General features: G+C 44.4%; 21 protein-coding genes. 10 read left to right on the top strand and 11 right to left on the bottom strand.

Going from position 1 to position 25,339, the window contains the following annotated elements; all coding sequences use genetic code 11:
• Nucleotides 1-168 precede the first annotated feature (168 nt).
• Nucleotides 169-300 (bottom strand): hypothetical protein, encoded by a 132-nt coding sequence (locus M0N77_RS07675; RefSeq protein WP_353104639.1) that lies wholly within the window; start codon nt 298-300, stop codon nt 169-171.
• Here M0N77_RS07675 and M0N77_RS07670 point away from each other — a divergent pair.
• Entirely contained in the window at nt 299-1,618 is a 1,320-nt protein-coding gene (locus tag M0N77_RS07670) for a S41 family peptidase (protein WP_353104638.1), read from the top strand. The two genes, M0N77_RS07675 and M0N77_RS07670, sit on opposite strands and share 2 nt — an antisense overlap.
• Nucleotides 1,619-1,642: 24 nt before the next feature.
• Here the strand turns inward: M0N77_RS07670 and M0N77_RS07665 are convergent, their stop codons facing one another.
• The 3 genes from M0N77_RS07665 to M0N77_RS07655 all read right to left on the bottom strand — a co-directional run bounded on the left by M0N77_RS07665 (nt 1,643) and on the right by M0N77_RS07655 (nt 6,002).
• Nucleotides 1,643-3,418: a sigma 54-interacting transcriptional regulator gene (locus M0N77_RS07665; protein WP_353104637.1), complete on the bottom strand. Its 1,776-nt coding sequence runs from the start codon at nt 3,416-3,418 to the stop codon at nt 1,643-1,645.
• Nucleotides 3,419-3,551: 133 nt separating this feature from the next.
• Nucleotides 3,552-5,240: an ATP-binding protein gene (locus M0N77_RS07660; RefSeq protein ID WP_353104636.1), complete on the bottom strand. Its 1,689-nt coding sequence runs from the start codon at nt 5,238-5,240 to the stop codon at nt 3,552-3,554.
• 126 nt (nt 5,241-5,366) lie between these two features.
• Nucleotides 5,367-6,002: a response regulator gene (locus tag M0N77_RS07655; RefSeq protein WP_353104635.1), complete on the bottom strand. Its 636-nt coding sequence runs from the start codon at nt 6,000-6,002 to the stop codon at nt 5,367-5,369.
• 391 nt (nt 6,003-6,393) lie between these two features.
• On the opposite strand from M0N77_RS07655, the gene M0N77_RS07650 reads away from it, so the two are divergent.
• Nucleotides 6,394-7,476: a serine hydrolase gene (locus tag M0N77_RS07650; RefSeq protein ID WP_353104634.1), complete on the top strand. Its 1,083-nt coding sequence runs from the start codon at nt 6,394-6,396 to the stop codon at nt 7,474-7,476.
• Nucleotides 7,477-7,673: 197 nt separating this feature from the next.
• The gene (locus M0N77_RS07645) at nt 7,674-8,366 is read left to right on the top strand and encodes a thiamine phosphate synthase (protein WP_353104633.1); all 693 of its coding nucleotides are present in this window, start codon (nt 7,674-7,676) and stop codon (nt 8,364-8,366) included.
• A gap of 121 nt (nt 8,367-8,487) precedes the next feature.
• Here the strand turns inward: M0N77_RS07645 and M0N77_RS07640 are convergent, their stop codons facing one another.
• Nucleotides 8,488-8,817, bottom strand: coding sequence for a TraR/DksA family transcriptional regulator (locus M0N77_RS07640; RefSeq protein WP_353104632.1), 330 nt, complete (start codon nt 8,815-8,817; stop codon nt 8,488-8,490).
• A 363-nt stretch (nt 8,818-9,180) separates the two neighbouring features.
• Between M0N77_RS07640 and M0N77_RS07635 the strand changes: the two genes are divergently transcribed.
• The 5 genes from M0N77_RS07635 (at nt 9,181) to ruvB (ending at nt 14,142) form a co-directional block, all read left to right on the top strand.
• Nucleotides 9,181-10,401, top strand: a complete 1,221-nt coding sequence (locus M0N77_RS07635; RefSeq protein ID WP_353104631.1) for a phosphoglycerate kinase — start codon at nt 9,181-9,183, stop codon at nt 10,399-10,401.
• Nucleotides 10,402-10,631: 230 nt separating this feature from the next.
• Nucleotides 10,632-11,018 carry a hypothetical protein gene (locus tag M0N77_RS07630; RefSeq protein WP_353104630.1) on the top strand — a complete coding sequence of 129 codons (387 nt, stop codon included), beginning with the start codon at nt 10,632-10,634 and terminating at the stop codon, nt 11,016-11,018.
• 258 nt (nt 11,019-11,276) lie between these two features.
• Nucleotides 11,277-12,314 carry a class II fructose-bisphosphate aldolase gene (gene fba / locus M0N77_RS07625; RefSeq protein WP_353104629.1) on the top strand — a complete coding sequence of 346 codons (1,038 nt, stop codon included), beginning with the start codon at nt 11,277-11,279 and terminating at the stop codon, nt 12,312-12,314.
• A 78-nt stretch (nt 12,315-12,392) separates the two neighbouring features.
• Entirely contained in the window at nt 12,393-13,013 is a 621-nt protein-coding gene (gene ruvA, locus M0N77_RS07620) for a Holliday junction branch migration protein RuvA (RefSeq protein WP_353104628.1), read from the top strand.
• 145 nt (nt 13,014-13,158) lie between these two features.
• Nucleotides 13,159-14,142, top strand: a complete 984-nt coding sequence (gene ruvB, locus M0N77_RS07615) for a Holliday junction branch migration DNA helicase RuvB (RefSeq protein ID WP_353104627.1) — start codon at nt 13,159-13,161, stop codon at nt 14,140-14,142.
• Between the two features lie 110 nt (nt 14,143-14,252).
• Here the strand turns inward: ruvB and M0N77_RS07610 are convergent, their stop codons facing one another.
• The 6 genes from M0N77_RS07610 to M0N77_RS07585 form a co-directional block, all read right to left on the bottom strand.
• A complete protein-coding gene (locus M0N77_RS07610) occupies nt 14,253-15,680 on the bottom strand; it encodes an FAD-linked oxidase C-terminal domain-containing protein (protein ID WP_353105595.1) in 1,428 nt (475 codons plus the stop codon).
• A gap of 129 nt (nt 15,681-15,809) precedes the next feature.
• Nucleotides 15,810-17,495, bottom strand: coding sequence for an AarF/UbiB family protein (locus tag M0N77_RS07605; protein ID WP_353104626.1), 1,686 nt, complete (start codon nt 17,493-17,495; stop codon nt 15,810-15,812).
• 89 nt (nt 17,496-17,584) lie between these two features.
• On the bottom strand, nt 17,585-18,286 hold the full coding sequence (locus tag M0N77_RS07600; protein ID WP_353104625.1) for a hypothetical protein: 702 nt from the start codon (nt 18,284-18,286) through the stop codon (nt 17,585-17,587).
• 64 nt (nt 18,287-18,350) lie between these two features.
• Nucleotides 18,351-19,334, bottom strand: a complete 984-nt coding sequence (gene ubiE, locus M0N77_RS07595; protein WP_371834225.1) for a bifunctional demethylmenaquinone methyltransferase/2-methoxy-6-polyprenyl-1,4-benzoquinol methylase UbiE — start codon at nt 19,332-19,334, stop codon at nt 18,351-18,353.
• 255 nt (nt 19,335-19,589) lie between these two features.
• A complete protein-coding gene (locus M0N77_RS07590; protein ID WP_353104623.1) occupies nt 19,590-20,303 on the bottom strand; it encodes a hypothetical protein in 714 nt (237 codons plus the stop codon).
• Nucleotides 20,304-20,400: 97 nt separating this feature from the next.
• Complete coding sequence (locus M0N77_RS07585) at nt 20,401-21,111, bottom strand: hypothetical protein (protein WP_353104622.1); 711 nt, start codon at nt 21,109-21,111, stop codon at nt 20,401-20,403.
• Between the two features lie 266 nt (nt 21,112-21,377).
• Here M0N77_RS07585 and M0N77_RS07580 point away from each other — a divergent pair, with 266 nt between their 5' ends.
• Together M0N77_RS07580 and M0N77_RS07575 are read left to right on the top strand one after the other, a co-directional pair.
• Nucleotides 21,378-23,141: an ATPase gene (locus M0N77_RS07580; RefSeq protein ID WP_353104621.1), complete on the top strand. Its 1,764-nt coding sequence runs from the start codon at nt 21,378-21,380 to the stop codon at nt 23,139-23,141.
• Nucleotides 23,142-23,591: 450 nt separating this feature from the next.
• Nucleotides 23,592-25,199, top strand: coding sequence for an inorganic phosphate transporter (locus M0N77_RS07575; RefSeq protein ID WP_353104620.1), 1,608 nt, complete (start codon nt 23,592-23,594; stop codon nt 25,197-25,199).
• Nucleotides 25,200-25,339: the final 140 nt, after the last annotated feature.

Here is a 25,339-nt window from a genome sequence, read left to right as displayed (position 1 = left end):
AGGGAAGAATAGCTATTCTTCCCTTTTTTTCTGCCGATCTTTAATCCGTTTTATTATCTATACTACTGACGAGTATTAGTTACTAATACTAGTTTAAGTGGTTTTTATCTTAGCCTTAAGCTATCTTATAGCTACAAAGCTTTATAAGCTACATTTTGTTTTTATACCTTAGATGAGTCCTGTTATGCCTTTATCTCCCTTTTTCCAGCCGCTACCCTCAACGATAATGGCGACCCCTAAATGCAAGCCTTTTAAAGCTAGGGTTTTTAGCTTTATGCTAGTGACTGGAGGACTTGCCATGGCTAGTATCAGTTTGCCTAGTCAAGCCGCGCCCAATGACAATCCTTCATTGATGATACAGACAAGCATAGAGAGCTCTAATACTAATGATAGCTACGATGATGATATTGACGCTTTAGGCGATACCTTAGGCAATACTCTAGGTGATGAGACTAGTAATCCCTTGGTAGCAGAGTCCGATTATAACTATGATGAGATACCCTCTGAGGTAGCCAATGTCTCCCTCAAAGCTATCTCGCCTGAAACCCTAAAGACTTTTGTAGCGGTGGTAGACTTGGTACGCCGTGAGTACATCGAGGCGGTCAATGATGAGACATTATTCAATAATGCCATGAGCGGTATGCTGACTAAGCTTGATAGCTATGCAGAGTTTTTGGATGCTGAGGCTTATGAGAATCTACGGGCTTTTACCCAAGGCGATGTTGGCGATGTCGGTATCAAAGCAGCTTACCAAGCAGAAGATGCCCATTGGGTGGTCACTGAGGTATTAGCGGATTCGTCTGCGGACAAAAAGGGCATTACAGTAGGGGATTATTTGCACCAAATAGGCGAGTTTAAGCTAGATGATGAGCGTCAGGCCAATGATGTACAGCAGCTATTAACGGGTATCGCAGGCTCGCAGATCGATGTCGTAGTCTCAAAGGCTGGTAGACGTAAGCGCGCTATTACTCTACAGCGAAATAATAGGCAGATGCAAACGATAGAAACGCGCTTGGTTGATGGCATTGCTATTATTAAGTTACCGGCGTTTCAAGAGAATACACGCGAAAAAATAGTACAAAACCTTATCGATTTGCAAGCTCCTATCACCGGCGTATTGATAGATGTACGAGACAATCCAGGCGGCGTATTGACCTCAGCGCTTGACGTTGCTAGCTTATTTATGAGCGATACCGAGGTAGTGCAAGTTAAGGGTCGGCAAGGGGACGCGCGTATCTTGGTGACTAGAGGCAATGCCATACTTGAGCCTTTGCCAGTGGTTATCTTACAAAACCGCTATTCTGCTTCGGCGGCGGAGGTTTTAGCAAGTAGTATGCAAGCCAAAAAGCGCGCCACTATCGTGGGTGAAACCAGCTACGGCAAAGGCTCTGTACAGTCAGTGATAGCCCTCGATGATGAGCAAGCAGTAAAATTAACCGTAGCTCATTATCTAACGGCCAAGGGGGAGAAAATAGATAAGCTTGGGGTACAACCTGATATTCGCTTGACTGGTAGTGAGCGCTTTTGGGAGCAGCAGGCCATAGACACGCTACGCCAGCAAATAAAGACCTCGGGTATTCGTCTGGTTAGAAAAAGTAGCGAACAACCGTCGCAGTAGCTTTACTTAGTAAATAAAGACCAACTAGCCTTCTTGTTCCTCCGCAATTTCTAGCTTTTTCATGCGATAACGCAAAGAGCGAAAGGTGGTGCCTAATAATTCTGCTGCTTGAGTTTTATTCCAGCCTGTTTGTTTTAACGCGGCGATAATAAGTTGTTTTTCTTGCTGCTGAAGATAGGCCTCTAAGCCTTTTTCTGGTAATTCAAGGGCTGTATTTTGGTTAGTAACGCTCTGTTTATTAATATTCTCTTTATTATCGCTACCTTCATCAGCCCTTTTTTCAGTATGATTTTCACCATCGCTAGTAAGCTTATTACGGTCATTGTCTGACAACGAACGAGCAAAGGAGTCATTAGACGAATGAATAGTCTTAGTAGTAAATTGAGGGTGATGATGGCGATAAGGACGATGATAGCTAGTTGCTGAGCTTTCAGTATCGCTATGGTTATTGTTTTGAGTGTCATGTCGAGTATTTTGATGGGCATTGCTTTGAACATTACTTTGAGCGTTGCTTTGGGCATTGCTTTGAGTATCACCTACTAACGGCGGCGCCTCTTTATGAGCGACAAGCTTAGAGGGCGATTGAGCCAGCTCGCTAGAATTACTATTGTCAGCTACAGCTATTAACTCGTTAGGCGACTGCAAACCTAAATGCTCTACATCAATACTATGAGTTTCGGCTAAAGTTATGGCGCGCTCAAGAATATTACGTAACTCACGCACGTTACCTGCAAAATGATGGCCTTTTAGCCGCAAGATAGCTTCATCGCTTAGCTGCGGTGAGAGCTCTAATTGCCACTCTTCACTAATCAATGTCAAAAAATGCTGAGCCAAAACCGAGATATCCTCAAGGCGTTCATTGAGCGTCGGTAGTTTTAGCTCAATAACATTGATGCGGTAGTATAAATCCTGCCTAAAGCTGCCCTCTGTAACCAATTGAGCTAAATCTTTATGAGTGGCCGACAATAGCCGGATATCTACCGCTACCTCTTTAGTGTCGCCAATAGCCCTTACTGTCCTTTCTTGAATAGCGCGCAGGAGCTTAACTTGCATGGCTAAAGGCAGATCTGCAGTCTCATCTAAAAATAGCGTCCCACCGTTAGCTTGTTGAAATAAGCCTTGCTTATCGGCTACCGCGCCGGTGAAGCTACCTTTTTTATGACCAAAAAACTCGGATTCCATTAGCTCAGAGGGTATAGCGCCGCAGTTCACTGGTACAAAGCTGCCATCACGCCGCGGACTTAGATCATGAATGAGACGCGCTACCACCTCTTTACCGGTACCGGAGGCACCCGACAAAAAAACAGGCGCTTGTGAGCGGGCTAATTTCAAAATAGTATTTTTGAGACTGTGCATTATTGGCGTATCGCCGATCAAACGGCTGTCTAATAATTGCTGCTCAGGAGTTTTGGCGTTTTGAGCTTGGGTATCCTCTTGACGAATGACGTTTAGGGCGTTTTCGACTAGTTGCCTTAAGCGTGGTAGCTCTAAAGGCTTATTGACAAAATCAAAAGCGCCAAGCTTGAGCGCTTCAATAGCTAAATCCATACTGCCATGCGCTGTGATTACCGCTACAGGGTCGCTTGAGCTACTACTAATAAGTTTGACTAATTCTAGACCAGAGCCGTCAGGTAATTGCATATCAGTCAGACAAAAATCATAGTCATTGGCTTGCCAGTAGGCTTTTGCCTGCGATAAGTCATAAGCTACGTCACTTTTGATCCCCATTTTAGTTAGGGTAATCTGCATTAAGCGGCACAAGTCTACTTCGTCATCGACGACTAGGGCAGTTGCTGTCATAAATAACCTTTCAAAATTCAATAAAACCATCTAAAAATAGAGTAATAAATTCATGCTTTTTTAAGCAAATCTTAGCTAACTAAACCATGAGCTCGATATATGAGCTCGATATAGTAAAACTTTAAACTTACATTTATGCCGATGAAACGGCAGGAATAATTAGGCGAAAACAGGTTTTTTTGTGTTCAGCGACATAAACGAGACGCGCCTGATTGGCTTCGGTAAAGGCCTGTGATAAATAAAGCCCTAAACCAGTACCAGCCTTGTCAGTAGTAAAAAAAGGCTCAAACAAGTGCTCTATATCGTCTGCTTTTACGCCAGCGCCATTGTCCAAAATGTCGATTATAACATCGTTGAGGCTGGTATAGATCTCCACCTCTACGTAAGCATGAGGATGCGACAAACTACTATAGCGTAACCCATTTTTTATGAGGTTGATTAATATTTGCTCTAGTTGATGAGTATCAAATAAGATAGCAGTCTGCACCGTACCCGATAAAAAAACGTCGTGATCGCTAAAATGATTGGTGATAAATTCTGCTAGCCAATGATCTAGCGCAATACTTTGCTTATTTGGCGGTTGTCGCCTAGATAGTTTTAACACATCCTCAATAATTCTATTAACGCGTTTGGTTTGGGTGAATATCATTTTATAAAGCTCATGGTTGCTAGTATCTACAGGACTTGCCAAACTTGTAAGACTACTGGCTGTATCGTTTTCTAGGCTGAGCGCTTCATCAACTTCTTCGATTAATAGCTGGCTGGCTTGTGAGATTGCCGCTAATGGATTACGAATTTCATGAGCAATACTAGCCGTGAGCTGTCCAAGAGAAGCAAGCTTGAGCTGTTGAGCGCCAGCTTGCTCACGGCGCAAATCTTCTAATATCACCAATTGGCTATTGTCTTTTAGGGGAGTAATCTGCACTCGCAGTCGCGCCACTATTGAGGCATTAATGGTAGTGGGCAGCTCATAGATAAAGGTGCTTGACTCACCGATAGCTACCGCTAAGTAGCGCTTTAAAAGACTGGCATGTAATGTCGAGAGCTGCTGCAAGAAGTATTGTAATGGCTTATTTTCATGCTCAGCGATACCCAACAACTGATAAGCGGCATGATTGGCCAGTACAATCCGTTGCCGATTTAGCACCACGACTCCATTAACCATTTGACTGATTACTTCTTGGTTAATATCGTTTAGCCGCTCTACCTCTTTTGCTTGCTGCGCTGATATTTTCTCAACCTGTAGTAAGCGCTGCGAGACGGTCCAACTCAAAAACCCTACCACCAAAAAACTGGCGGACATCAGTAATGCATCGCCTAGGTTGGCAAGGCTGAGGCTATTAGAGATAGCATAAAAAAACTGCTGATAAATGACAAATATAATTGCCAGCAAGGTGATAACTAACGCTTGCGAGCCGGGTAACAGCATAAAGCTGGCCGCTACTACTACCATGTAGAGCAAAGTTAACTGTAAATCTGGCGCACCGCTACTATAAAGCAGCACACTTAAGATAATGATATCTACCACTAGGCCAAAGCCTAGCTGTCGCTGTGGACGCTTGGGTACGACATAAAAAAGACCCAGCAAAACCAAACTGAGTAATAAGTAAAATATCAAGGCGGTTTGTTGTAGTAAGCTTGGCAACAACGAGGCGCTATCATTACTAAGCGCTGCATAAGCCAATACCAAATAAACCACGTTGATGAGCAGTCGATAACTACTGTATATCAGTCCTAATCTGCGGAGCTGCGATGAAGGCGGCGTATCGTTATGCTGACGATAACTCTTTATAGTGGCAAGTGTTTCGGCAATAACAGTCATATAATAATCATAGAGAAACTATCGTTAAAAATCTAATAAAGATAAGCGGGTAACAAACTTCCTAAACAGCAATGAAGGCTTGTCGTTAGTTTGCTTAGAGATTTGAAGACTGAGTGTACTCTCAACTCAAGGTTGAATTAAACCATGACGGATTGCTAAATGGGTTAATTTTACATCGCTATCGACACCGACTTTTTCGTAGATACGATAACGATAAGTATTGATAGTTTTGACGCTGACAAATAGCTGATCGGCGATTTGTTGTGGACTTTGACAGTTTACTACCATCATAGCCACCTGCTTTTCACGATCGCTTAATAAGTCAAAAGGCGAGTTAGCATTATCTGATAATAGCACTTCTGCCAGCTGATCTGCTACGTCGTGACTAAAGTAGCGCCCTCCTTGATAAACCTTTTTGATCGCTCGTATCATCTCATCTAAGGGCGTGCCCTTGGTAATATAGCCGTTAACTCCTGCCTTTAGCAGCATAGAGGGATAGGGCTGAGTCGCTACACTGCTAACGGCCAAAATCTTGCTACCTATATCAAGCTGTACTAAGCGTTTAGTCGCTTCAAGGCCGCCAATGTTTGGCATATTGACATCAAGTAATATCACATCAGGCTTGAGCTCGCGAGCCAGTTTAATAGCCATATCGCCACCATCCGCTTCTCCTACCACCTCTATATCAGCGCTATCGGCTAACATGCGACTAATACCCATGCGCACCAAATCATGATCATCTACTACTAATACTCGAATCATAGTTATACTCTTAGCTCAAAATTTCATGGAATTATCTAAATTAACTTGTCAGCTTAATGATTAATTAGCCACAAAATCATTATCAATCAAAATCTTATAAAAAAATAGTCAGAAAAAAATCATTAGATAGATAGGATATATTACTGTAATGTTAGTAGATATTGCTACAATCTAAAAACAGTGTAGTAAAGTTTACTTAATCCTTAAAAAGGTTTACGCAGAAGGCAGAGTCGATTACTCTAAAACCTAAACCATGATACACTAAAAGTACAAAAGACTATTCTAGTAATACTTTGTCAGTAATTATGCAGCCATAATCTTCTAACGATATTTATCGGTTGGTCGTCCATTAGAATCGATGACTTACGCCGCACCAACAGCAGGGGGAACCATGAGAAATTTATCATTAACCAAACAGCAGCTAATAGCCGCTATGATCTCGATGAGTTTAGGCGGCGCGGCACAAGCAGCGCTTACTATTAATGGTAATCCCGAATCTAGCGCTCGCATCAGTTGGGGCGGCGGTGATAGTTTGTCCGAAGCACGCAATATTATGTATAGCGCGAAGAGCTCAGCTAGTACCAATGGCTCTGTCATCAAAAAAGTCGATAATGGCTATGGTACCACTAACCTGACTAATACCAATAGTTTTAGTAGCCCAAGCAATAGATACAATACCACTTATCGCGGTAGCTTTGGCAGTAGTGATATGATTCCGATTAGCACTGATTCGCGTAGTGTAGCGGTAATCGACGCTGAAACTGGCGAAACTATCTATGAAAAAGGCGCTGATATCGCCCGTCCTATGGCCAGTATTACCAAAGTGATGACCGCGATGGTGGTGCTAGATAGTGGTCTGGATATGCGTGAAGAGTTGACTCTTGACCCTGAGGATTTTGTTGGTCCTAAGCGTGCCAGCTCACGCCTAAAATCAGGAGATCGTCTCAACCGTGCTGAGATGCTACTTATGGCTTTGATGAAATCAGAAAACCCAGCTGCTAAGAGTCTAGCTCGTAACTATCCGGGCGGTTATGATGCGTTTATGCGCGCTATGAATCGTAAAGCGCAAGATTTAGGCATGACAACAGCCTTCTTTGGCGACCCAACAGGTCTTGATAAGCGTAATGTAGCGTCTTCTAATGACTTGGTAAAAATGGTACGTGCAGCTGGCAACTATGATGTTATTCGCCGCTTCTCTACTACTAAGAGCTACGATTTTTATGTCTCTAATTACTCAAGTGGCAACCGTACCTACTCCGCCAATAACACTAGCAGTTTAGTTCGTGATGGCAGCTATCCTATCGGTATCTCCAAAACAGGCTTTATCAATGAAGCAGGTCGCTGCGTAGTGATGGAAACCCGCGTCAATAATCGTCCGGCTATCATTGTTATCTTAGGCGCCAATAGTTCAGCGACTCGTTGGGGCGATGCCAAAAATATTTTGAACAGTTTGGCAAGTCGTCGTACGGTTTAAGAGGCTAAGCTAATTGAATTTAAAAGTTAAGATAAAACCATAAAGTGGCAAGACTCAACAGGGCTGTTATTTAGTATAACAGCCTTTTTTAGGGCAGTTTTTTAGTACAGCTATTGTATAACAGCTATACTAAACGCAATGACTTTAGCACTAAGAATAATGACTCTATTACCAATAATAATTATAGAGAGTATCAAATGATTGAACAATTCGCTTCTGCTAAACCCTTATCAACAGCAAAACCTGCTCTTCCTAAGCTTTATCTGCTAACCAATGATGATGAGTTTGAGCTATTAATGGCAAAGCTAGAGGTAGCCTTGGCAACTGGCGCTATCAAGCTACTACAAATACGCCGCAAAAAAGTCTTGGCATTATTAGATGGCGCAGCTCAGCTGTATCGAGAAGCTCAGCAAATAGTAGCGCTAGCCAATAAATATCAGGTTGCTGTGGTTATCAATGACGATATCGAGCTGGCACGCAAGCTTGGTGTAGGCGTTCATTTGGGTCAAACTGATGGCAGCATAGCTGAGGCAAAGCGCCAATTAGGGACTGAGCAAATTATTGGCCGAACCTGTCATGATAGTGTCGAGCTAGTCAAAGAAGCGCAAGCTCAGGGCGCAAGCTATGCGGCGATGGGCGCTGTATTTAGCTCTAATACTAAGCCTAATGCTAAAACCGTTAGCCGCACGCAGCTATTAGCAGGCTGTAAGCAAGCTATAGATATTTGTGTCATTGGCGGTTTGAGTGTCGAAAATATCCATCAGCTACGAGGCTTGCCTATCAGTTATATAGCGCTAGTCGGTGATATTATGGAGTTGAGTGTAGATAACATTGCTAGCCGCTGTCAGCAGTGGCAACAGGCTTTGAGTGGTTGGAATGAGTCTGACTAGCTAATGACCAATAAAGCCCTAAACTTTAAGTTATAAAACCTAAAAAGCGTAGCTATTTAGCCACGCTTTAACTATCGGCTCTAACTATCAAGAGTTAGATAGTTTTACTTTTCAATCAGCTTTATTCGGCATGTTCCATACATAATGTAGCATAAGGGACAGCTTTTAGGCGCTGCTCTGGAATAGGCTCACCGCAAACCTCACATTCAGTATAATTACCGTTTTCGATACGGCTTAGCGCTTCGTTGACATAAATAAGGTTTTGTCTAGCTTCTGCAGCAAGTAGCTGGCGCGTATCATTTTGGCGGATAGAGATGGCTTGATCCTCCCAGTCCTTATTGAGCTCATCTTGCGGGTTTTGAATATGATCCTCTATTTTATCAATACGAGTTTGATATTCTTCTTTTAAGTCTAATAAAGTTTTTTTGGCAACATCTAAATCGATACTCATTATATTCTCCTAGTTTTTGATATAACCATGATTGTCTAAGCACGGTTATATAAGTCATTTTTATTGTTGTAAACTTCCTATTAGCATAATGCGGATAGTTAAATAGCGCCACCACGAAATGTTACTAGGCGTTAGTGAGAATTATCAGTTACGTGTGTTTGTTAAGTTTGTGACATCGTTTTTTACTAAAATTATGACCAACTGCTCGTTTGTAGATCATCACTTAGTGAGTTTTATTAATTATTCTCTTGAGCGCTTAAATAGCCTCTATATAGGGTGACAATAGCCAAGCTGTCCGCTAAAATGCGACATCAGAATTCGGGCCAAAACCAATAGCTAAGCGATAAGCGGATAGGAGTAGTAATGAATTTTTTGCGTATGAGTGAGCTGGAATTAACCGATAAAGTAGTGCTAATTCGTGAAGATCTCAATGTGCCGATCAAAGATGGCAAGGTTATGAGTGATGCTCGATTGCAGGCGAGTCTACCTACTATTGAGATGGCTTTAGCTAAGGGCGCTGCAGTGATTGTTTGCTCGCATCTAGGACGCCCCAGCGAAGGGAGCTTTGAAGATAAATACTCATTAGCGCCGGTAGCCGATTATCTAACTGAGAAGCTTGGAGATAAAATAGCTAAGCCTGTTACCTTAAACAACGACTATCTTGAGCAAGCTGTCAATATTGAGGCAAAAGAGGTGGTGCTGCTAGAGAATGTTCGCTTTAATAAAGGTGAAAAAACTAACGATGCAAGCTTGTCACAACGTTACGCTGACTTGTGTGATGTGTTTGTAATGGATGCTTTTGGTACCGCACATCGCGCGCAGGCCTCGACAGAAGGCGTCACTAAAGCGATGCAAAAAGCGGGCAAAACAGCCTGTGCTGGGCCATTATTAGCCGCTGAGCTTGATGCTTTAAGCTTGGCGCTAGAGACCCCAGCGCAGCCAATGTTAGCTATCGTTGGCGGCTCAAAAGTATCCACAAAGCTTGAAGTGCTGCATAGTTTGGCTGAGGTTTGTAGCCAAATCATCGTCGGCGGCGGCATAGCCAATACTTTCTTAGCAGCCAAAGGCTATAGCGTAGGATCCTCGCTCTATGAGGCTGATTTAGTAGATAGCGCGCGTGAGATTATGAGTAAGACGCAGATTTTACTACCAGAGTATGTGGTTACCGCTGATAAAAACGCTATCGATTTTGCTGATTTTAATGGCTCATTGCAGCAAGCCAAAGCTAGCATAAAAGCTGTCAGTGATATCGGTGCCGATGACATGATTTTGGATATCGCTGAAGCTAGCGCTGAGCAATTGGCTGAGGCTATCAAACAAGCCAAAACTATTCTTTGGAATGGCCCTGTTGGCGTCTTTGAAGTGGACGCTTTTGGGACTGGTACTCAAATTATTGCTAAAGCTGTCAAAGCGAGCGCTGGGTTTTCGATAGCCGGCGGCGGCGATACATTAGCGGCTATCGATAAGTATCAAGTGGCTGATGGCGTAAGCTATATGTCCACAGGCGGCGGTGCCTTTTTAGAATTTGTTGAAGGCAAAACCCTGCCAGCAGTAGCGGCCTTGCAAATAGTAGCCGAGCGCTAACAGCGGCAATATTATTAGTAACACTAGAGGTACAAACTTAGTAAATCATCTCAGGTAGTCTATCAATGTATTGTTAAGCGCTATCTTTATATGATGCCAATGAATAGTAGGCTCGCTTAGCGTTTATTATATTGTGAATATACTAAAAATTATGATTGCATGTCTTATTTGCTAGCTATAGAATAGCCAAACCATGTATTTTGACATGCATTATTTACGAGAGGTTTATTATGTTAAAACGTCATTTATTACTTGCCAGCTTACTTGCTGGTACTTTTGCAGTCACTGCATGTAGCCAACAAACCGAAGACAACGCAGAAGCTACTGTTGAGTCTGCTGGTGATGATATCGCTGCCAACACCGATGCTGCTGCCGCTGAAGCTGAAATGGCTGCTGCAGATGCTGAAGCTGCCGCGCAAAACGCTGGTACAGAGATTGCTGAAGGCGCTGAAACTGCTGGTGCTGCTGCCACCGACGCGCTAGCCAATACTGGTGATGCTATTGCTGATGGTACTAATGATGCGGTTGAAGGTACGGCTTCTGCGGTTGCCGATGGCGCTAATACAGTCGCTGACGGTGCTAACGAAGTTGCAGTTGAAGCGGATCAACAGTACTAATTACGGTTTAAACTGCTAAACTAGCTCAAATAAGTCTAATATATCTAAAAAGCTTTGGTTATCGCCAAGGCTTTTTTGTGTTTAAAGAATTTATATAAGACGTTAATAATAGATTGCGGTAGTGGACGGCTTAGATAAATAAATAGCGGCGCAAGCACTACGAGAGTGAGGCATATTTTGCTATAATTGCTGCGCGAAGATTAGCATCAACATTATTATTTTTTAAAATATTTTTTACTATTATATAGAGAGCGTTTTATGGCTTTAATATCCCTACGTCAGCTACTTGATCATGCCGCTGAGCACAGCTATGGCGTTCCTGCCTTCAATGTCAATAATTTAGAGCAGATGCGCGCTATCATGATGGCGGCAGATAGCTGTGATTCACCAGTTATCGTACAAGCTAGTGCAGGGGCACGCACTTACGCAGGATCGGCTTTTTTGCGCCACCTAATTACAGCGGCGATTGAAGAGTGGCCGCATATTCCGGTAGTCATGCATCAAGATCATGGCATGTCACCTGCTATTTGCCAACGCTCTATTCAGCAAGGCTTTTCATCGGTGATGATGGATGGCTCATTGGGAGAAGACGGCAAGACTCCAATGGATTATGACTATAATGCTAGCGTTACGCGTGAGGTGGTCAAGTTCGCTCATGCCTGCGGAGTGTCCGTAGAGGGTGAGATTGGCTGTTTAGGAAGCCTTGAGACCGGTATGGCAGGCGAAGAAGATGGCTCTGGCGCAGAAGGCGTATTGGGTCAAGAGCAGCTACTCACTAGCGCGGATGAAGCTGAGCAGTTCGTCAAAGACACCCAAGTTGATGCGCTAGCGATTGCGATTGGTACTAGTCATGGCGCTTACAAATTCACCCGTCCACCGACTGGTGATATCTTATCTATTGAGCGTGTCAAAGAGATTCACGCGCGCATTCCGAACACTCATCTAGTGATGCACGGCTCGTCCTCTGTGCCGCAGGAGTGGCTAAAAGTCATTAACGATTATGGTGGTGAGATCGGTGAGACTTATGGCGTACCAGTTGAGCAAATCGTTGAAGCGATCAAACATGGGGTACGTAAAGTTAATATCGATACCGATCTGCGTTTGGCCTCAACCGGTGCTATTCGTCAGTTCTTAGCAGAGAACCCTAGTGAATTTGATCCGCGCAAATACTTCAAAGCTTCTATGAAAGCGATGTCAGATATCTGTACCAATCGTTTTGAGGCTTTTGGTTCAGCTGGACAAGCTCATAAGATTCGCCCTATTAGTCTTGAGGGCATGGTTGATTTTTATCAGTAGTCGCTTTATCAATTATTCTTGGTCAAAGTAGCTTGATTTAAGGTAGCTTTTAATATCATCAACGATGGGTAGTGCATTATGATAGGACTGATTACAGGTCAGGTACAGCACTTGATGGCACCAACCGCTTGCATCATGACTGCCTCGGGCGTGGGTTATGATATAGAGCTACCTTTGCCTTCGTTTTGTCAATTACAGCTAGAGCAGCAAGCGAGCATTTGGACGCACTTTCACGTGCGTGAAGATGCGCAGCTGCTGTATGGCTTTATTGATCGTAAAGAGCGTGATGTGTTTCGGCAATTGATAAAAATCAATGGTGTCGGCGCAAAAATGGCTCTGGCGATGCTTTCGGCTATGTCAGCGGCTGAGCTAAAAATGCACGTTGAGCAAGACTCCGAAGTGGCGCTAACTCGTATTCCGGGTATCGGCAAAAAAACCGCGCAAAGGCTACTCATTGAGCTCAAAGATAAGCTAAAAAATATCGAGGTAGATAATAGCTCATTGGAGTTTAGCTTAGAGCCAGTGGTAATCTCTGCTGAGGGTAGTATCATCGCTGAGGTCGAAGGGGCACTGATTAGCCTAGGGTATAAAGAAAAAGAAGCCCAGCAAGCCATCAAAGCGGCTAAGAGTGAAGGGGTAGCTTTTAATGATACCCAAAGCTTACTCAAAGCGACGCTGCAGCAGATGTCAAAATTTTAATAAAAGCTTATACAGCTGGTAATTAAAAATAGGCGACATTAGATGTCGCTTATATTATTGATTCAATGATGTTTTTGCATGACTTATATAGCTACTTTGGTTATGCTATTTGATATCCTAATACTTTTATAAAATGATAAAACCTATGACGCAAGAGCGATTAATTAATCCTTTAGAAGGCGCAGGTGATGCACCTGATGCTAATATTCGTCCGGCACTGCTTGCAGAGTATATTGGACAGCCAGTAGTGCGCGAACAGATGGAGGTATTCATCGGTGCCGCGCGCGCCCGGGATGAAGCGCTAGATCATACCCTTATCTTTGGTCCGCCAGGTTTGGGTAAGACTACGCTGGCTAATATTATCGCCCGCGAGATGGGCGGCAATCTACGCTCAACCTCAGGGCCGGTGCTTGAGCGCGCTGGCGACTTGGCGGCTATGCTGACGAACCTAGAGGCGGGCGATGTATTATTTATCGATGAGATTCACCGCTTAAGCCCGGTTATCGAAGAAATCCTATATCCGGCGATGGAGGATTTTCAGCTTGATATTATGATTGGTGAGGGGCCAGCGGCGCGCTCTATTAAGCTTGATTTGCCGCCCTTTACCTTGGTTGCAGCGACAACACGCGCAGGTTTGTTGACTTCGCCGCTACGAGATCGCTTCGGTATCGTACAGCGCTTAGAGTTTTATAATATTGCTGATCTAACCACTATCGTTAGCCGGGCCGCGCGTTTGATGCGAGTGCCAATGACTGAGGATGGAGCGGTGGAGATTGCCCGCCGTGCGCGTGGTACGCCTAGAATTGCCAATCGCTTGCTGCGCCGAGTGCGCGACTATGCTGAAGTGCGCGGCGATGGTAGTATCAATGGCGTAATAGCGGCAAGCGCGCTTGATATGCTAGCGGTCGATAGACGCGGTCTTGATCACTTAGATAGACGCTATATCGAGATTTTGCTAGAACGTTTCGATGGCGGTCCTGCTGGGGTAGAAGCGGTCGCTGCTGCTATGGCTGAGGATAGAGGGACTTTGGAGGATGTCATTGAGCCTTATCTTATTCAGCAAGGCTACGTATTACGTACCGCGCGCGGAAGGATATTAACGCAGATGGCTATCGATCAGATTGAGTGAGGGGACGACTATTATTAAGCAAAAAAGCGCTAACTTAATAAGTTAGCGCTTTCTGATTTTATCAGTACCGCTGCCTTTTTTTATATCGAACTTACTATATTATTAGCTTACTAATCGTTTATTGACAACGGCTGTGGCCAGATCTTACCAGGATTAAGAATATTATTAGGATCGAGCGCGGCTTTAATAGCTTGCATCATCGCGACGGCATTGCCATGTTCTTGCGCCATATACTTCTGCTTACCTTGGCCAATCCCATGCTCGCCGGTGCAAGTGCCGTCCATCTCGATAGCCCGTACCGCTAGACGACTAATAATAGCGTCCGCTGTAGCTACTTCCTCAGGATTATCGGTATCAACTAGTAGTAGCACATGAAAGTTTCCATCACCGACATGACCAACGATAGGGCCTAACATACCCGACTCTTCAATATCTTTAGCGGTAGCGCTGACGCATTCTGCTAAGCCTGAAATAGGCACGCAAGCATCCGTCGATAAAGCGCTGGCCTCAGGTCGCAACGCTGAGCTGGCATGATAGGCGTTGTGCCGAGCTTGCCACAGACGTTTGCGCTCCGCCTCATTAGTATCCCAAACAAAGTCAGTGCCATTGAATTCTCTAATAATTTCATTAAAGCTCTCCGCCTGTTCGCGTACGCTAGCCTCAGTACCATGGAACTCGACAAACAAAGTTGGCGTTTCAAGCAAGTCTAAATTAGCATAGCGATTGCAGGCTTTAACTTGCAGGCTATCTAACAGCTCAATACGAGCAATGGGCAGACACATCTGAATGGTCAGCATCACTGCCTGACAGGCCTCTTCAATACTTGGAAAATGACAAAGTCCGCTGCCGATACATTCGCTAATACCAAATAGTTTCAGCGTCACTTCGGTAACTATGCCAAGCGTGCCCTCAGAGCCAATCATTAAGCGCGTTAAATCATAACCGGCGGCAGACTTTTTGGCGCGAGTACCGGTACGGATTATCTCACCACTGGCAGTCACTACCTCAAGCGCGAGTACCACATCTTTCATAGTGCCGTAACGAACCGCGTTAGTGCCTGAAGCGCGCGTAGCGACCATACCACCAATGCTAGCATTAGCGCCTGGATCTATCGGGAAGAAAAGCCCGGTATCGCGCAAATAGTGATTGAGCTGTTCGCGAGTGACGCCGGGCTGTACGGTGACGGTCAAATCTTCATTATGAACCTGCAAAATAGCATCCATCGCATGCATATCGATACAGAGACCACCGTACGGCGCATTAAGCTGACCTTCTAAAGAAGAGCCAATACCAAAGGCAATCACCGGCATTTTATGCTTATTACAGATAGCCACAGCAGCGGCGACTTCATGCTTATCATAAGCGGTTAGCACCGCATCAGGCGGCTGATTGGTCAGCCAAGTCATAGTGTGACCGTGCTGCTCACGAATGGTTGCATTGGTACTGAGCTGCTTAGCAAATCTTGCTTTTAGCGCGGCAATGGCAGCGCTATAGTCTGGCTGAACAACTGTTGCTTTATTACTATCGTTTTCTTGCATAGCTTGTTCAGTATTGTCAGCGAGGTCAGTGGTGGACATAAGTAGCTCCTAAGCTATGAATAGCTTTTTAAAATCTAATAGTAGTGCTTTAAATAACAGGATTTTTAAACAAGATAGTTGCAACACGTCCTAAGCTAAAATACGCCAAATCACCGCTAGCACCGCTAAAATATAAAACAGTGGCGCAAGCCAACCGATGACTTGCGTAGCAATGGCGATACTAATGCCAAATCCTGCCAAGGCTAACCAGTCGCGGCGACGATCATTGAGCATATCAGCGCGTATTTGCTGCATCTCACGCAGTTGGCTGTCTTGTCTGGAGCCTTGTGAGGCGAGACTTTGCAGACCCTGATCGAGTAGCTTTGGAATATCGGTACTGGATAATAAAATCTCCGGCAGCTGTTTTCGTAGCTGCTGTAAGTTACGCATAGGATCAAGCTGCTCTTTGATCCAGCCGCTTAAGATCGGCTTAGCTAATGACCAGATATCAAGCTCAGGATACAGGTCGCGGCCTAGACCTTCGACATGCACTAAAGTCTTTAGCAGCAGCGTAAGCTGCGGCGGAATACTCATATGATGGCGACGCGCTATATCTAATATCTGCATCAATACGCCAGCAAAATCAATCTCATTGATTGATTTTTGGAGCATAGGGCCAACGGTACGGCGCATATCTCGTATCAGGGCGTGCTTATCGGTATTAGGCGGTATCCAGCTGGCGCGGCTGACGATATCGACTAAAGCAGTAAAGTTATTATTCATCACCGCAAGTAGCATGCGCGCGACTATCAGCTGATCTTCCTTAGACAACGTACCCATGATGGCGCAGTCAAGACCAATGTATCTTGGCTCATGACCTAAATCGATCGGTCCTGCATTAGCACCCGCATCAGAGCTTGCACTGAGATTAAGCGTCTTAACTGGTGGGGTCTCAACAAAGACATTGCCCGGATGCATATCGGCATGAAAGAAGTTATCACGGAACACTTGCGTAAAAAATATCGTCAGGCCTTTTTTTGCTAAAGCGGCACGGTCGTAGCCAAGCTGATCGAAGATTTCTACTTGCGAGATTGGCACGCCTTGGATGCGCTCCATTATCATCACATTCTTTGAGGCGTCATAGACTTCCGGCACATACATTAATGCTGAGCCCAAAAAGTTATTACGCATCTTAGTGGTATTATCGGCCTCTAGCGTCAAGTCCAGCTCATTGAGCATCACTTGCCGGTAGTCCTCCACAATATCGATGATATGTACTGCACGTGCTGCTTCTATCCGCGCAGATGCCCAGCTCGCAACCTCACGTAGTAGCTCAAAGTCGGCGATAATAGTGTTACGGATATCAGGACGCACTACTTTGACCACCACTTCACGGCCATCTGGCAGGGCGGCGGTATGCACTTGTGCGATGGAGGCAGCGGCTAAAGGCTTGGTATCGAAACGGGCAAATAAACTATCGATAGTTTGACCTAAGCCATGCTTATTATCTTCGATTTGAGCGATAGCGGTATCAACGGCGAAAGGTTTTACTTGGTCTTGTAGTTGTACTAATTGCTCGATAATGCTTGGAGGAACTAAGTCGCGGCGGGTCGAGAGCAGTTGGCCTAACTTCAAAAACAGCGTACCCATATCTTCTAACGCGTATTTGACGGCATTGGGCTGATGTTTTTTACCCCAAGCGGCAGGATGTAGACGCAGTAAACGCGCAATAGGCTGGAGCTGCGGCGCCTCTTCGACGGATAAATGAGTATCAAGACGATAACTGGCGGCAATACGCCAAAGCTCAAGTAAGCGTGCGCGGTGAGATAGTAGCATGGACTATAATTACTCTAGAATAGGGTACAAGGTTAGAACCAGTACGTTAATGACAGTAATAGTGAAATAGCTATTAAGTATGAGACAAATTATTGGTTTTGCCTAAGACGTGCTTGTTCCATTTTTAACGCTAAAAGCTTAGCTTCTTCACGCTCGACATCGGCTCGTAGCTTAAGCAGTTGCTGTTTTAGATCATCGGTTTCTGCTTTGTCGATTGGGTCAGGTTCGCTAGTACCCGCTATGTCATTTGCCCAGTCGGTGACATCGTCAAAGACGCGTTTACCACTGTGACGTAAGCTCCATTTAAGCTGTTTGATAAGCAGTTGCAGCTGGCTTGCTAAAGGTTTGCCAATCAGCGGCTCTAGCTGACCGGCAATATCAGGATCAAAGCCTGCAACTAGCTGCTTGAGCTGCATCAGTACTTTATAGTCGCCTTCAATAGGCAGATTGCCTTTTGGCTCGCGTAGCAGATTGAGTAGCTGCGCTGGATTATCAACATTAATGATACAATCAGGAGCGCTATGACCGATCTGTGCCATATCCAAATCCGCTTGCGCGCGTTCATCTAAGGAATCACCGCCGCGCGTCTCAAACACGCATGGGGTGGTCACAGGCTCAAAACGCAGCCGTTTATGATTGAATATCACATCTAAGTGGATTTCAGGCATCGTCATATTGAGACGTAGCACTTTACCAGCCAAAGGCTCAAGGCCAGCTTGGGTAATCTCATCGCTCATAAGAGCGACATTGATAAGCTTCTCGGCACCTGCCAAAAGTAACACCGTTAGCATAATATTCTCACGTAAATAAGGTTAGATTTTTGAGCTTTAAACTTTGAGCTGTGCAAGCTCAGAGTTAGGCTTTAAAGCCGCGATGCACCGCTACGATACCTGCCGTTAGATTATGATAATCACAATTAACAAAACCCGCTTGCTCCATCATTTGCTTGAGCGTCTGCTGATCGGGATGCATACGGATGGATTCGGCTAGATACTGATAACTCTCAGAGTCATTGGCGACGATTTTACCCATCATCGGTAAAGCGGTGAATGAGTACAAATCATAAGCTTTGGATAATGGCTCAAAGATAGGTTTAGAGAATTCCAATATCAATAAACGACCACCGGGCTTAAGTACGCGGTACATAGAGCGTAGCGCTGCATCTTTATCCGTGACATTACGTAGACCAAAGCTGATGGTCAATAGATCAAAACTCTCGTCATCAAAGGGCGCTAAAGTCTCAGCATTGGCAAGCACAAAATCAACGTTATTGCAGCCAGCATTAATCAGGCGCTCACGGCCAACCTCAAGCATAGCAGCGTTGATATCCGATAACACAACGTGTCCACTACGGCCAACTTCACGGCTAAAGACTTTGGCCAAATCGCCCGTACCACCGGCGATATCAAGGACTTGTTGACCAGCGCGAACACCCGATAAGCTAATAGCAAAGCGCTTCCATAAGCGGTGAATACCGAACGACATCAAATCATTCATAATATCGTATTTTTTGGCGACTGAAGTAAAGACATCGGCTACGCGCGCTTGCTTTTCAGCTTTATTGACGGTTTTATAACCAAAATGGGTCTGCTCTAAGCCATCGGTTTCAGGTGTGTGCGGATTATTGATATCATCACGCTGATTAAATACGCTTTGCTTAGTTGAGGCACTATTAGGCTGAGAGTGAGCTTGAGCCTGCGCTTTATCATTAGTACGAGGGGTTGTATGGTCTTTAGTCATAGTGGTTTGTTGACCTTGCGGGGTGCCAATAGGTAGGCTTTGTACTGATGTAAAGTCGTCATTATTACTGCTAGTAGAGCTTTGATTATTAGTGTTCATAGAAGCTTGATTCTCAATTTTGGGCTCAGAGCTTTGGCGCGCTTGTACTTGAGCGGTGATATTTTGATTATTAGCGATGCTATCTTTGATCAACTTATCTTGTAAGTCGCTATGACTGCTAGATTTTATATCAGTATTGCTGACAGCCGCTGTGTCGATATTATTATCGAGAGTGTAGTTGTTATTGTCAGTCATAAGCTTTTCCTATTTCTTATCCATCATGCGTCAGGCATAAGGACTATTACGCAAATAAAGTTAGGCTACTGCAAACACCGATGCCGCGCTGCTATCAGTATTGGCATGAACTTGGTTGATAATCTCAAGCTCGCGCGCACAAAAGGGGTCGATAAAACCTTTGACACTATCAAGAGGGCGCATCGCGGTAAAGCCGTCGTCAATAAAGTCGTATAATGGCTGGTAATTATGACGATAAGCGGTGCGCTTAGTCATCCCAAAAGCTTTGCGGATCATAAACGAGTTAACATATTTGTCAGCGCGGTAACAAACCTCTTTTAGATTATCCAGCTGCTCGCGGCGTTTATCGCCTTCATCGACCGCGCGATAAGCGCTAAGCATATTTTCCTCATTGACAGGCAACTCTTGTGCCAGTAACCACTGAGCTAAATGAACATCCAACTCCATAGCTAGAACAGAGGCATAAATAGCCATGCTACCGGTTTCTAAAGCGGAGGCAGGCGCAAAACGCTCTACTTTTTTGGCTTTAGGGACGATACGCTGGAGTTGTTCTGCTAGTTTTTTGAATTCATCACCGCCATAGAGCTGGTTCAAAAAATAATTTGCCATAAGCTTATTTTTTGGTTTGCCAAAGGCATCGGCATGAGTTTTTTCAATACGCGCACGCTGCCAAGCTTGGACTTGATCTAATTTAACTTTTAGCGCTTCATTGTCATGATGAGGCAGTTGCCAAAAACGGGCTAAATGGTGCTGTAATTCTGATAATGCAGACATCAAAAAATCCTATATAAAATTTATCCAAACCTGATAGTTAAAAGATAATGAGAGTGGTTATAACAAAACGGCTTATATCTTGCGCTTTTTGGTCTGCCTATGATACATCAAAGCCTCTACTTTTGCCTTTATTAGCCTGGTGTATTTGTTCAATAATCTCAAGCTCACGAGCGCAAAAGGGATCAATAAAGCTGCTAACGCTTTCAAGTGGCTTCATCGCGGCAAACCCTGCTTCCACAAAATCATATAAAGGCTGATAGTTGAGACTATAAGCGGTGCTTTTGGCTAAGGCAAAAGCTTTTTGGAGTAAAAAAGAATTAAAATATTTATCGGTACGATAGCAGACCTCTTTTAGATTACTAAGCTGCTCACGGCGCTCAGCCGATTCATCAAGGACACTATAAGCGAGCATGACGTTTTTTTCATTCACTGGTAAATTACGATCGACTAACCACTGAGCCAAATGCAAATCCATCTCAATCGCTAGTATAGCCGCCTGAATGGACATGCTCGCGGTCTCTAATACTGACTCTTTTACCAAACGCTCAAGTTTTTGTGCCTTTGGCAAAACTCGCGCTAATTGTACTGCCAATAGTTTGAATTTCTCGCCGCCATATAATTGAGTCAAAAAATAATTTGCCATCAATCTATTATTAGGCTGCGAAAATAGCTCTTTATGCGTACGCTGAATGCGAAGACGCTGCCAAGTCTGTACTTCATTTAGCGCGCGATTAAGCGTTTCATCGTCATGATAGGGTAGCGCCCAGTAACGAGTTAGATGTTGTTGCAACTCTAAAAAAGCAGTCATGACAGCTAATCCTATGTAATGTTAGTACAGTTATTTCAATAAAATAATACCAATCCAATCCTAAAAATCTTTTATATCCAATAAAAAAGCTACGCTTATTTATCGCTGTCAATTATCAAGCTATATCAAACAATCATACCACTCTAATAAGAAGTTACCCCTAAATAAAAAACAATACAAATGGCAAACTGTTACACAGCGATATTATCCATCGAGCAAGCGAATGCTATTATCATTCTATAATAACGAAAAAGTGAGTCATTATCATGTCCAAAAATAAATCTAATGCTACTAAGCCTAGTAAAAAACCTAATGATAAACCTGAGGGTAATAAGCGAGAAGCGGTTAGCGATGGTTTAGACCCAGAAGTGGTTAATCGCCGCTTAATACCCAATCCGCTTAGCGAGTTCTCGATGGATGAAGAGGAGCTAAGACTAGCACTTGTCACCGCCCAGTTCGCTCTTAGAGCCACTAGGCAACAAACCCCGCCGCCTGCGAATAAGCCTACAGGTTTATTAGTGCTAGTAAACGGTATGGAGCAAGCGGGCAAGGGGCGCTCGGTCAAGCAGCTGCGTCAATGGGTAGATCCAAGGCTGCTAAAAGTGGAGGCTACCATCGGCTATCCGCCCCTAGCTTATCAGCCGATTTGGCAAGCTCATACCGCCGCTATGCCGCGTCATGGCGATGTGATGGTCTATTTTGGTAACTGGTACGCTGATTTGATTTATAACGTCATGCGTATGATGGCCGCGCAACAAAACCTAGATGAGCCAGATAAAAACGACAGCGATAATAAAAAAGCCAGCTCAGCTATCTATAGTGTGGCTCATGAGTCAAATGCCGTGCAAGCTTTGCCAACGATGGACTGGCGCACTTATCTAAAAAAGCAATTAGAGGATTTGCAAGTTTTTGAGCGCGATTTGGCAGCGAATCAAACCAAAGTACTCAAATGCTGGTTTCATATCGACGCTGATACGCTAAAAGAGCGTCTCAATGATAAAGAAGCCGATCCGCAGTATCTATATCAGATCGACTGGAGCGATGAGAAGGTATTGGCGCAGTTTAATTCAATAGCTGAGACTATTTTGCGCCAGCAAGGCGACTGGGTCATCATCGATGGCAATGACAAATCGCAAGCGACTATTAGCTTTTGTCACGAAGTACTACACGCTATGCAAGAGGCGCTAGTAAGTAGCGAAAGTCCCGTCAAAGCAAACGCACACAATGACACTAAACCCTCGCGCACAGCCTTAAAAAAGAAGAGTGATTTTGCATCAACTGCTTTTAGTGCTACCGACATTCCCAAAGTGCTAACCGATATCAAAGATCATGATCTGGATAAGTCAGATTATAAAGAGGAGCTGGCCGATAAACAGGCAAGGTTTGCAGAACTGATTCGGGCGCGAAAGGGTCGTCATGTGATTTTTGCTTTTGAGGGTATGGATGCCGCGGGCAAGGGCGGCTCTATCAAAAGAATGGTGGCGCCGCTCGATCCACGCGAGTACCAGATATATAACATTGGCGCGCCGATGCTCTATGAGCTACAACACCCTTATCTATGGCGCTTTTGGACTAAGCTGCCTAATGAGCAAACTGATCGTCTTAGTCGTATCGCCATCTTTGATCGAACTTGGTATGGGCGCGTCTTAGTTGAGCGTATTGAGCAATTAGCGCCTCAAAGCGATTGGCAACGCGCTTATGGCGAGATCAATCGCTTTGAGGCTGATTTGCAAGCCGCTGGTACTATTGTCATCAAGTACTGGTTAGCGATTGACAAAAAAGAGCAGTTAAAGCGTTTTGAAGCTAGGCGTGAGACGCCGCATAAGCAGTTCAAACTCACCGATGATGACTGGCGTAACCGTGAGAAATGGTCCGACTATGTGCAAGCGGCCGCGGATATGCTAGCGTATACCCATACTAAAAATGCTCCTTGGTGTATTGTCGCTACTAATGATAAGCGCCGTGCTCGCCTCGATGTGCTTGATCATGCTATCAAGCGACTAGAGAGTTATATACGACCTGCGGACTGAGTCAAGACAAAAGCGCTATACATTAGCAGTTACAAATTTGGCAATTTCATTGTGCATAAGTGCTAAATTTTTAATATAATGGGCGCACATTAACGGAAGCGAGCTTTTACTGCTAATAATTAGTATGGGTTTTTATGGTAAGTTTTGCTTCAATTAGTGTCTCTAAACGGATTAGCCGTTATTTATAATTTAGATAACGGCTAAAGATATAAGCCGCAAGCTGCCTAATTTTTTAGGGACAGTTTTTTGCGGCTTAACTGTATGTCTAATGCTGCTAGGTGCATAGCAAGTTTATAACAGTCACGATATTTTCAATAGTATAGTTCAACACAGATTTGAGACGATTTGAAATCAAGCCATAAAGACGCTACCAGCTTTTGGTCATAGCGTTTTTTGTGGCATCATTCTCAATCAACAATATCTTCAATCTTACGCAGGGCGTATCAATTTATGGGTATTAGCAGCAGCTCTACAGAATCAACCAAGTCGGTTGGCTCTATGAGAATCAATCTATTTTTTGCTATTTTACTGATTGCAATGACCGGCTATTTTTTATGGTGGGGTCTTGATTACACTATGCGTCAGCAGACGACACTGTTTATAGTGGCGACCGCCTTTGGTGTCTTTATGGCATTCAATATCGGTGGCAACGATGTCGCAAACTCCTTTGGCACTTCAGTAGGAGCGGGGACTTTGACTATCCCGCAAGCTTTAGGGGTAGCGGCGATATTTGAGGTGTCAGGCGCGGTGCTCGCAGGCGGAGAGGTCACTGATACCATTCGTAGTGGTATCGTTGACTTGGATGGTTTGGCTGTTACGCCAAATCAGTTCATTTACGTGATGTTATCCGCTTTGATTGCCGCCGCTTTTTGGTTATTGTTTGCCACCAAAAAAGGTTTACCGGTGTCAACAACGCACTCTATCATTGGCGGGGTCGTTGGCAGCTCTATCGTATTAGGTATCTCTTTGGGAGGGACTGAGACGGCGCTATCCACGGTAGACTGGGGCACCATTGGTACTATTGCTATCTCTTGGGTGCTATCGCCTTTATTAGGCGGAATACTAGCCTTCTTTTTATACGGCCATATCAAAAGAAATGTCATCGACTATAATGACAAAGCAGAAGCGCAGATTGCCGAGTTAAAAGCGGATAAAAAGAGCATCAAAAAAGAGCACAAAGAGCGTTTTGATGCGATGACTGAGTCTGAGCAGTTGTCTTACACCTCAGCGATGCTACGCGATCAAGAGATTTATAAAGATGATGATTGTGATGTCGAGGATTTAGAGACTGACTATTATAAGAAGCTATATATCGTTGAGCATCAGCGCGAGAGTCTCGATACGCTAAAAGCGCTGAAGAAGTGGGTGCCTATCTTAGCGGCGATGGGCGGTGTGGTTATGACCTCTTTGGTAGTGTTCAAAGGCCTCAAAAACGTCAACAGTAATATGACCACGCTACAAGGCTTCTTAATCATGGGTATGATAGGAGCGCTGGTTTGGCTGGCGACCTTTATTTATACTAAAAGTATCCGCGGTAAACACAAAGAGGATTTGACCAAAGCGACTTTTATTATGTTTAGCTGGATGCAGGTCTTTACCGCCTCAGCCTTTGCTTTTAGTCATGGTTCTAACGATATCGCTAACGCAGTTGGCCCGTTTGCCGCTATTATGGATGTAATTCGTACCAATAACATCGCCTCAGAAGCGGCAGTACCATCGCCTGTGATGTTGACCTTTGGCGTTGCGCTAATCGTTGGTTTATGGTTCATTGGTAAAGAGGTAATTCAGACCGTTGGCACTAATTTAGCCAAAATGCACCCTGCTTCTGGCTTCTCAGCTGAGCTTGCTGCTGCTGGGGTAGTGATGGGCGCTTCAACCTTGGGCTTACCGGTTTCTAGTACGCATACTTTGGTAGGGGCAGTCTTGGGTATCGGTATCGTCAATAGAAATACCAATTGGGCCTTGATGAAGCCGATCGGCCTTGCTTGGGTGATTACTTTACCAGTAGCCGCTTCATTATCAGCGGTTAGTTTCCTAATTTTAAACCAAATTTTTTAGTTGAATCATAGCTGACTATAGCAGGCTATGCTGAACATTTAGTAGTGCTCAGGTGTGAGTGTTCAACACGCCTTAGATTGAAGCTGCTAAATTAGCGAACAAAAAAGCGCTTATCGACATCATGCCGAGAAGCGCTTTTT

This window comes from Psychrobacter sp. AH5 (assembly GCF_040371085.1).
Lineage (GTDB): Bacteria > Pseudomonadota > Gammaproteobacteria > Pseudomonadales > Moraxellaceae > Psychrobacter.
Note: the sequence above shows the minus strand (reverse complement) of the source record. Positions and strands in the feature narration are given on the sequence as shown.

Coding starts and splice junctions, on each gene's coding strand:
- M0N77_RS07640 (WP_353104632.1), bottom strand. CDS start 8,817: ATGAGTATCGATTTAGATGTTGCCAAAAAAACTTTATTAGACTTAAAA.
- M0N77_RS07635 (WP_353104631.1), top strand. CDS start 9,181: ATGAATTTTTTGCGTATGAGTGAGCTGGAATTAACCGATAAAGTAGTG.
- M0N77_RS07580 (WP_353104621.1), top strand. CDS start 21,378: ATGTCCAAAAATAAATCTAATGCTACTAAGCCTAGTAAAAAACCTAAT.
- M0N77_RS07660 (WP_353104636.1), bottom strand. CDS start 5,240: ATGACTGTTATTGCCGAAACACTTGCCACTATAAAGAGTTATCGTCAG.
- M0N77_RS07585 (WP_353104622.1), bottom strand. CDS start 21,111: ATGACTGCTTTTTTAGAGTTGCAACAACATCTAACTCGTTACTGGGCG.
- ruvB (WP_353104627.1), top strand. CDS start 13,159: ATGACGCAAGAGCGATTAATTAATCCTTTAGAAGGCGCAGGTGATGCA.
- M0N77_RS07610 (WP_353105595.1), bottom strand. CDS start 15,680: ATGCAAGAAAACGATAGTAATAAAGCAACAGTTGTTCAGCCAGACTAT.
- M0N77_RS07675 (WP_353104639.1), bottom strand. CDS start 300: ATGGCAAGTCCTCCAGTCACTAGCATAAAGCTAAAAACCCTAGCTTTA.
- M0N77_RS07670 (WP_353104638.1), top strand. CDS start 299: ATGGCTAGTATCAGTTTGCCTAGTCAAGCCGCGCCCAATGACAATCCT.
- M0N77_RS07630 (WP_353104630.1), top strand. CDS start 10,632: ATGTTAAAACGTCATTTATTACTTGCCAGCTTACTTGCTGGTACTTTT.
- M0N77_RS07650 (WP_353104634.1), top strand. CDS start 6,394: ATGAGAAATTTATCATTAACCAAACAGCAGCTAATAGCCGCTATGATC.
- M0N77_RS07590 (WP_353104623.1), bottom strand. CDS start 20,303: ATGTCTGCATTATCAGAATTACAGCACCATTTAGCCCGTTTTTGGCAA.
- ruvA (WP_353104628.1), top strand. CDS start 12,393: ATGATAGGACTGATTACAGGTCAGGTACAGCACTTGATGGCACCAACC.
- M0N77_RS07600 (WP_353104625.1), bottom strand. CDS start 18,286: ATGCTAACGGTGTTACTTTTGGCAGGTGCCGAGAAGCTTATCAATGTC.
- M0N77_RS07605 (WP_353104626.1), bottom strand. CDS start 17,495: ATGCTACTATCTCACCGCGCACGCTTACTTGAGCTTTGGCGTATTGCC.
- fba (WP_353104629.1), top strand. CDS start 11,277: ATGGCTTTAATATCCCTACGTCAGCTACTTGATCATGCCGCTGAGCAC.
- M0N77_RS07645 (WP_353104633.1), top strand. CDS start 7,674: ATGATTGAACAATTCGCTTCTGCTAAACCCTTATCAACAGCAAAACCT.
- M0N77_RS07665 (WP_353104637.1), bottom strand. CDS start 3,418: ATGACAGCAACTGCCCTAGTCGTCGATGACGAAGTAGACTTGTGCCGC.
- ubiE (WP_371834225.1), bottom strand. CDS start 19,334: ATGAACACTAATAATCAAAGCTCTACTAGCAGTAATAATGACGACTTT.
- M0N77_RS07575 (WP_353104620.1), top strand. CDS start 23,592: ATGGGTATTAGCAGCAGCTCTACAGAATCAACCAAGTCGGTTGGCTCT.
- M0N77_RS07655 (WP_353104635.1), bottom strand. CDS start 6,002: ATGATTCGAGTATTAGTAGTAGATGATCATGATTTGGTGCGCATGGGT.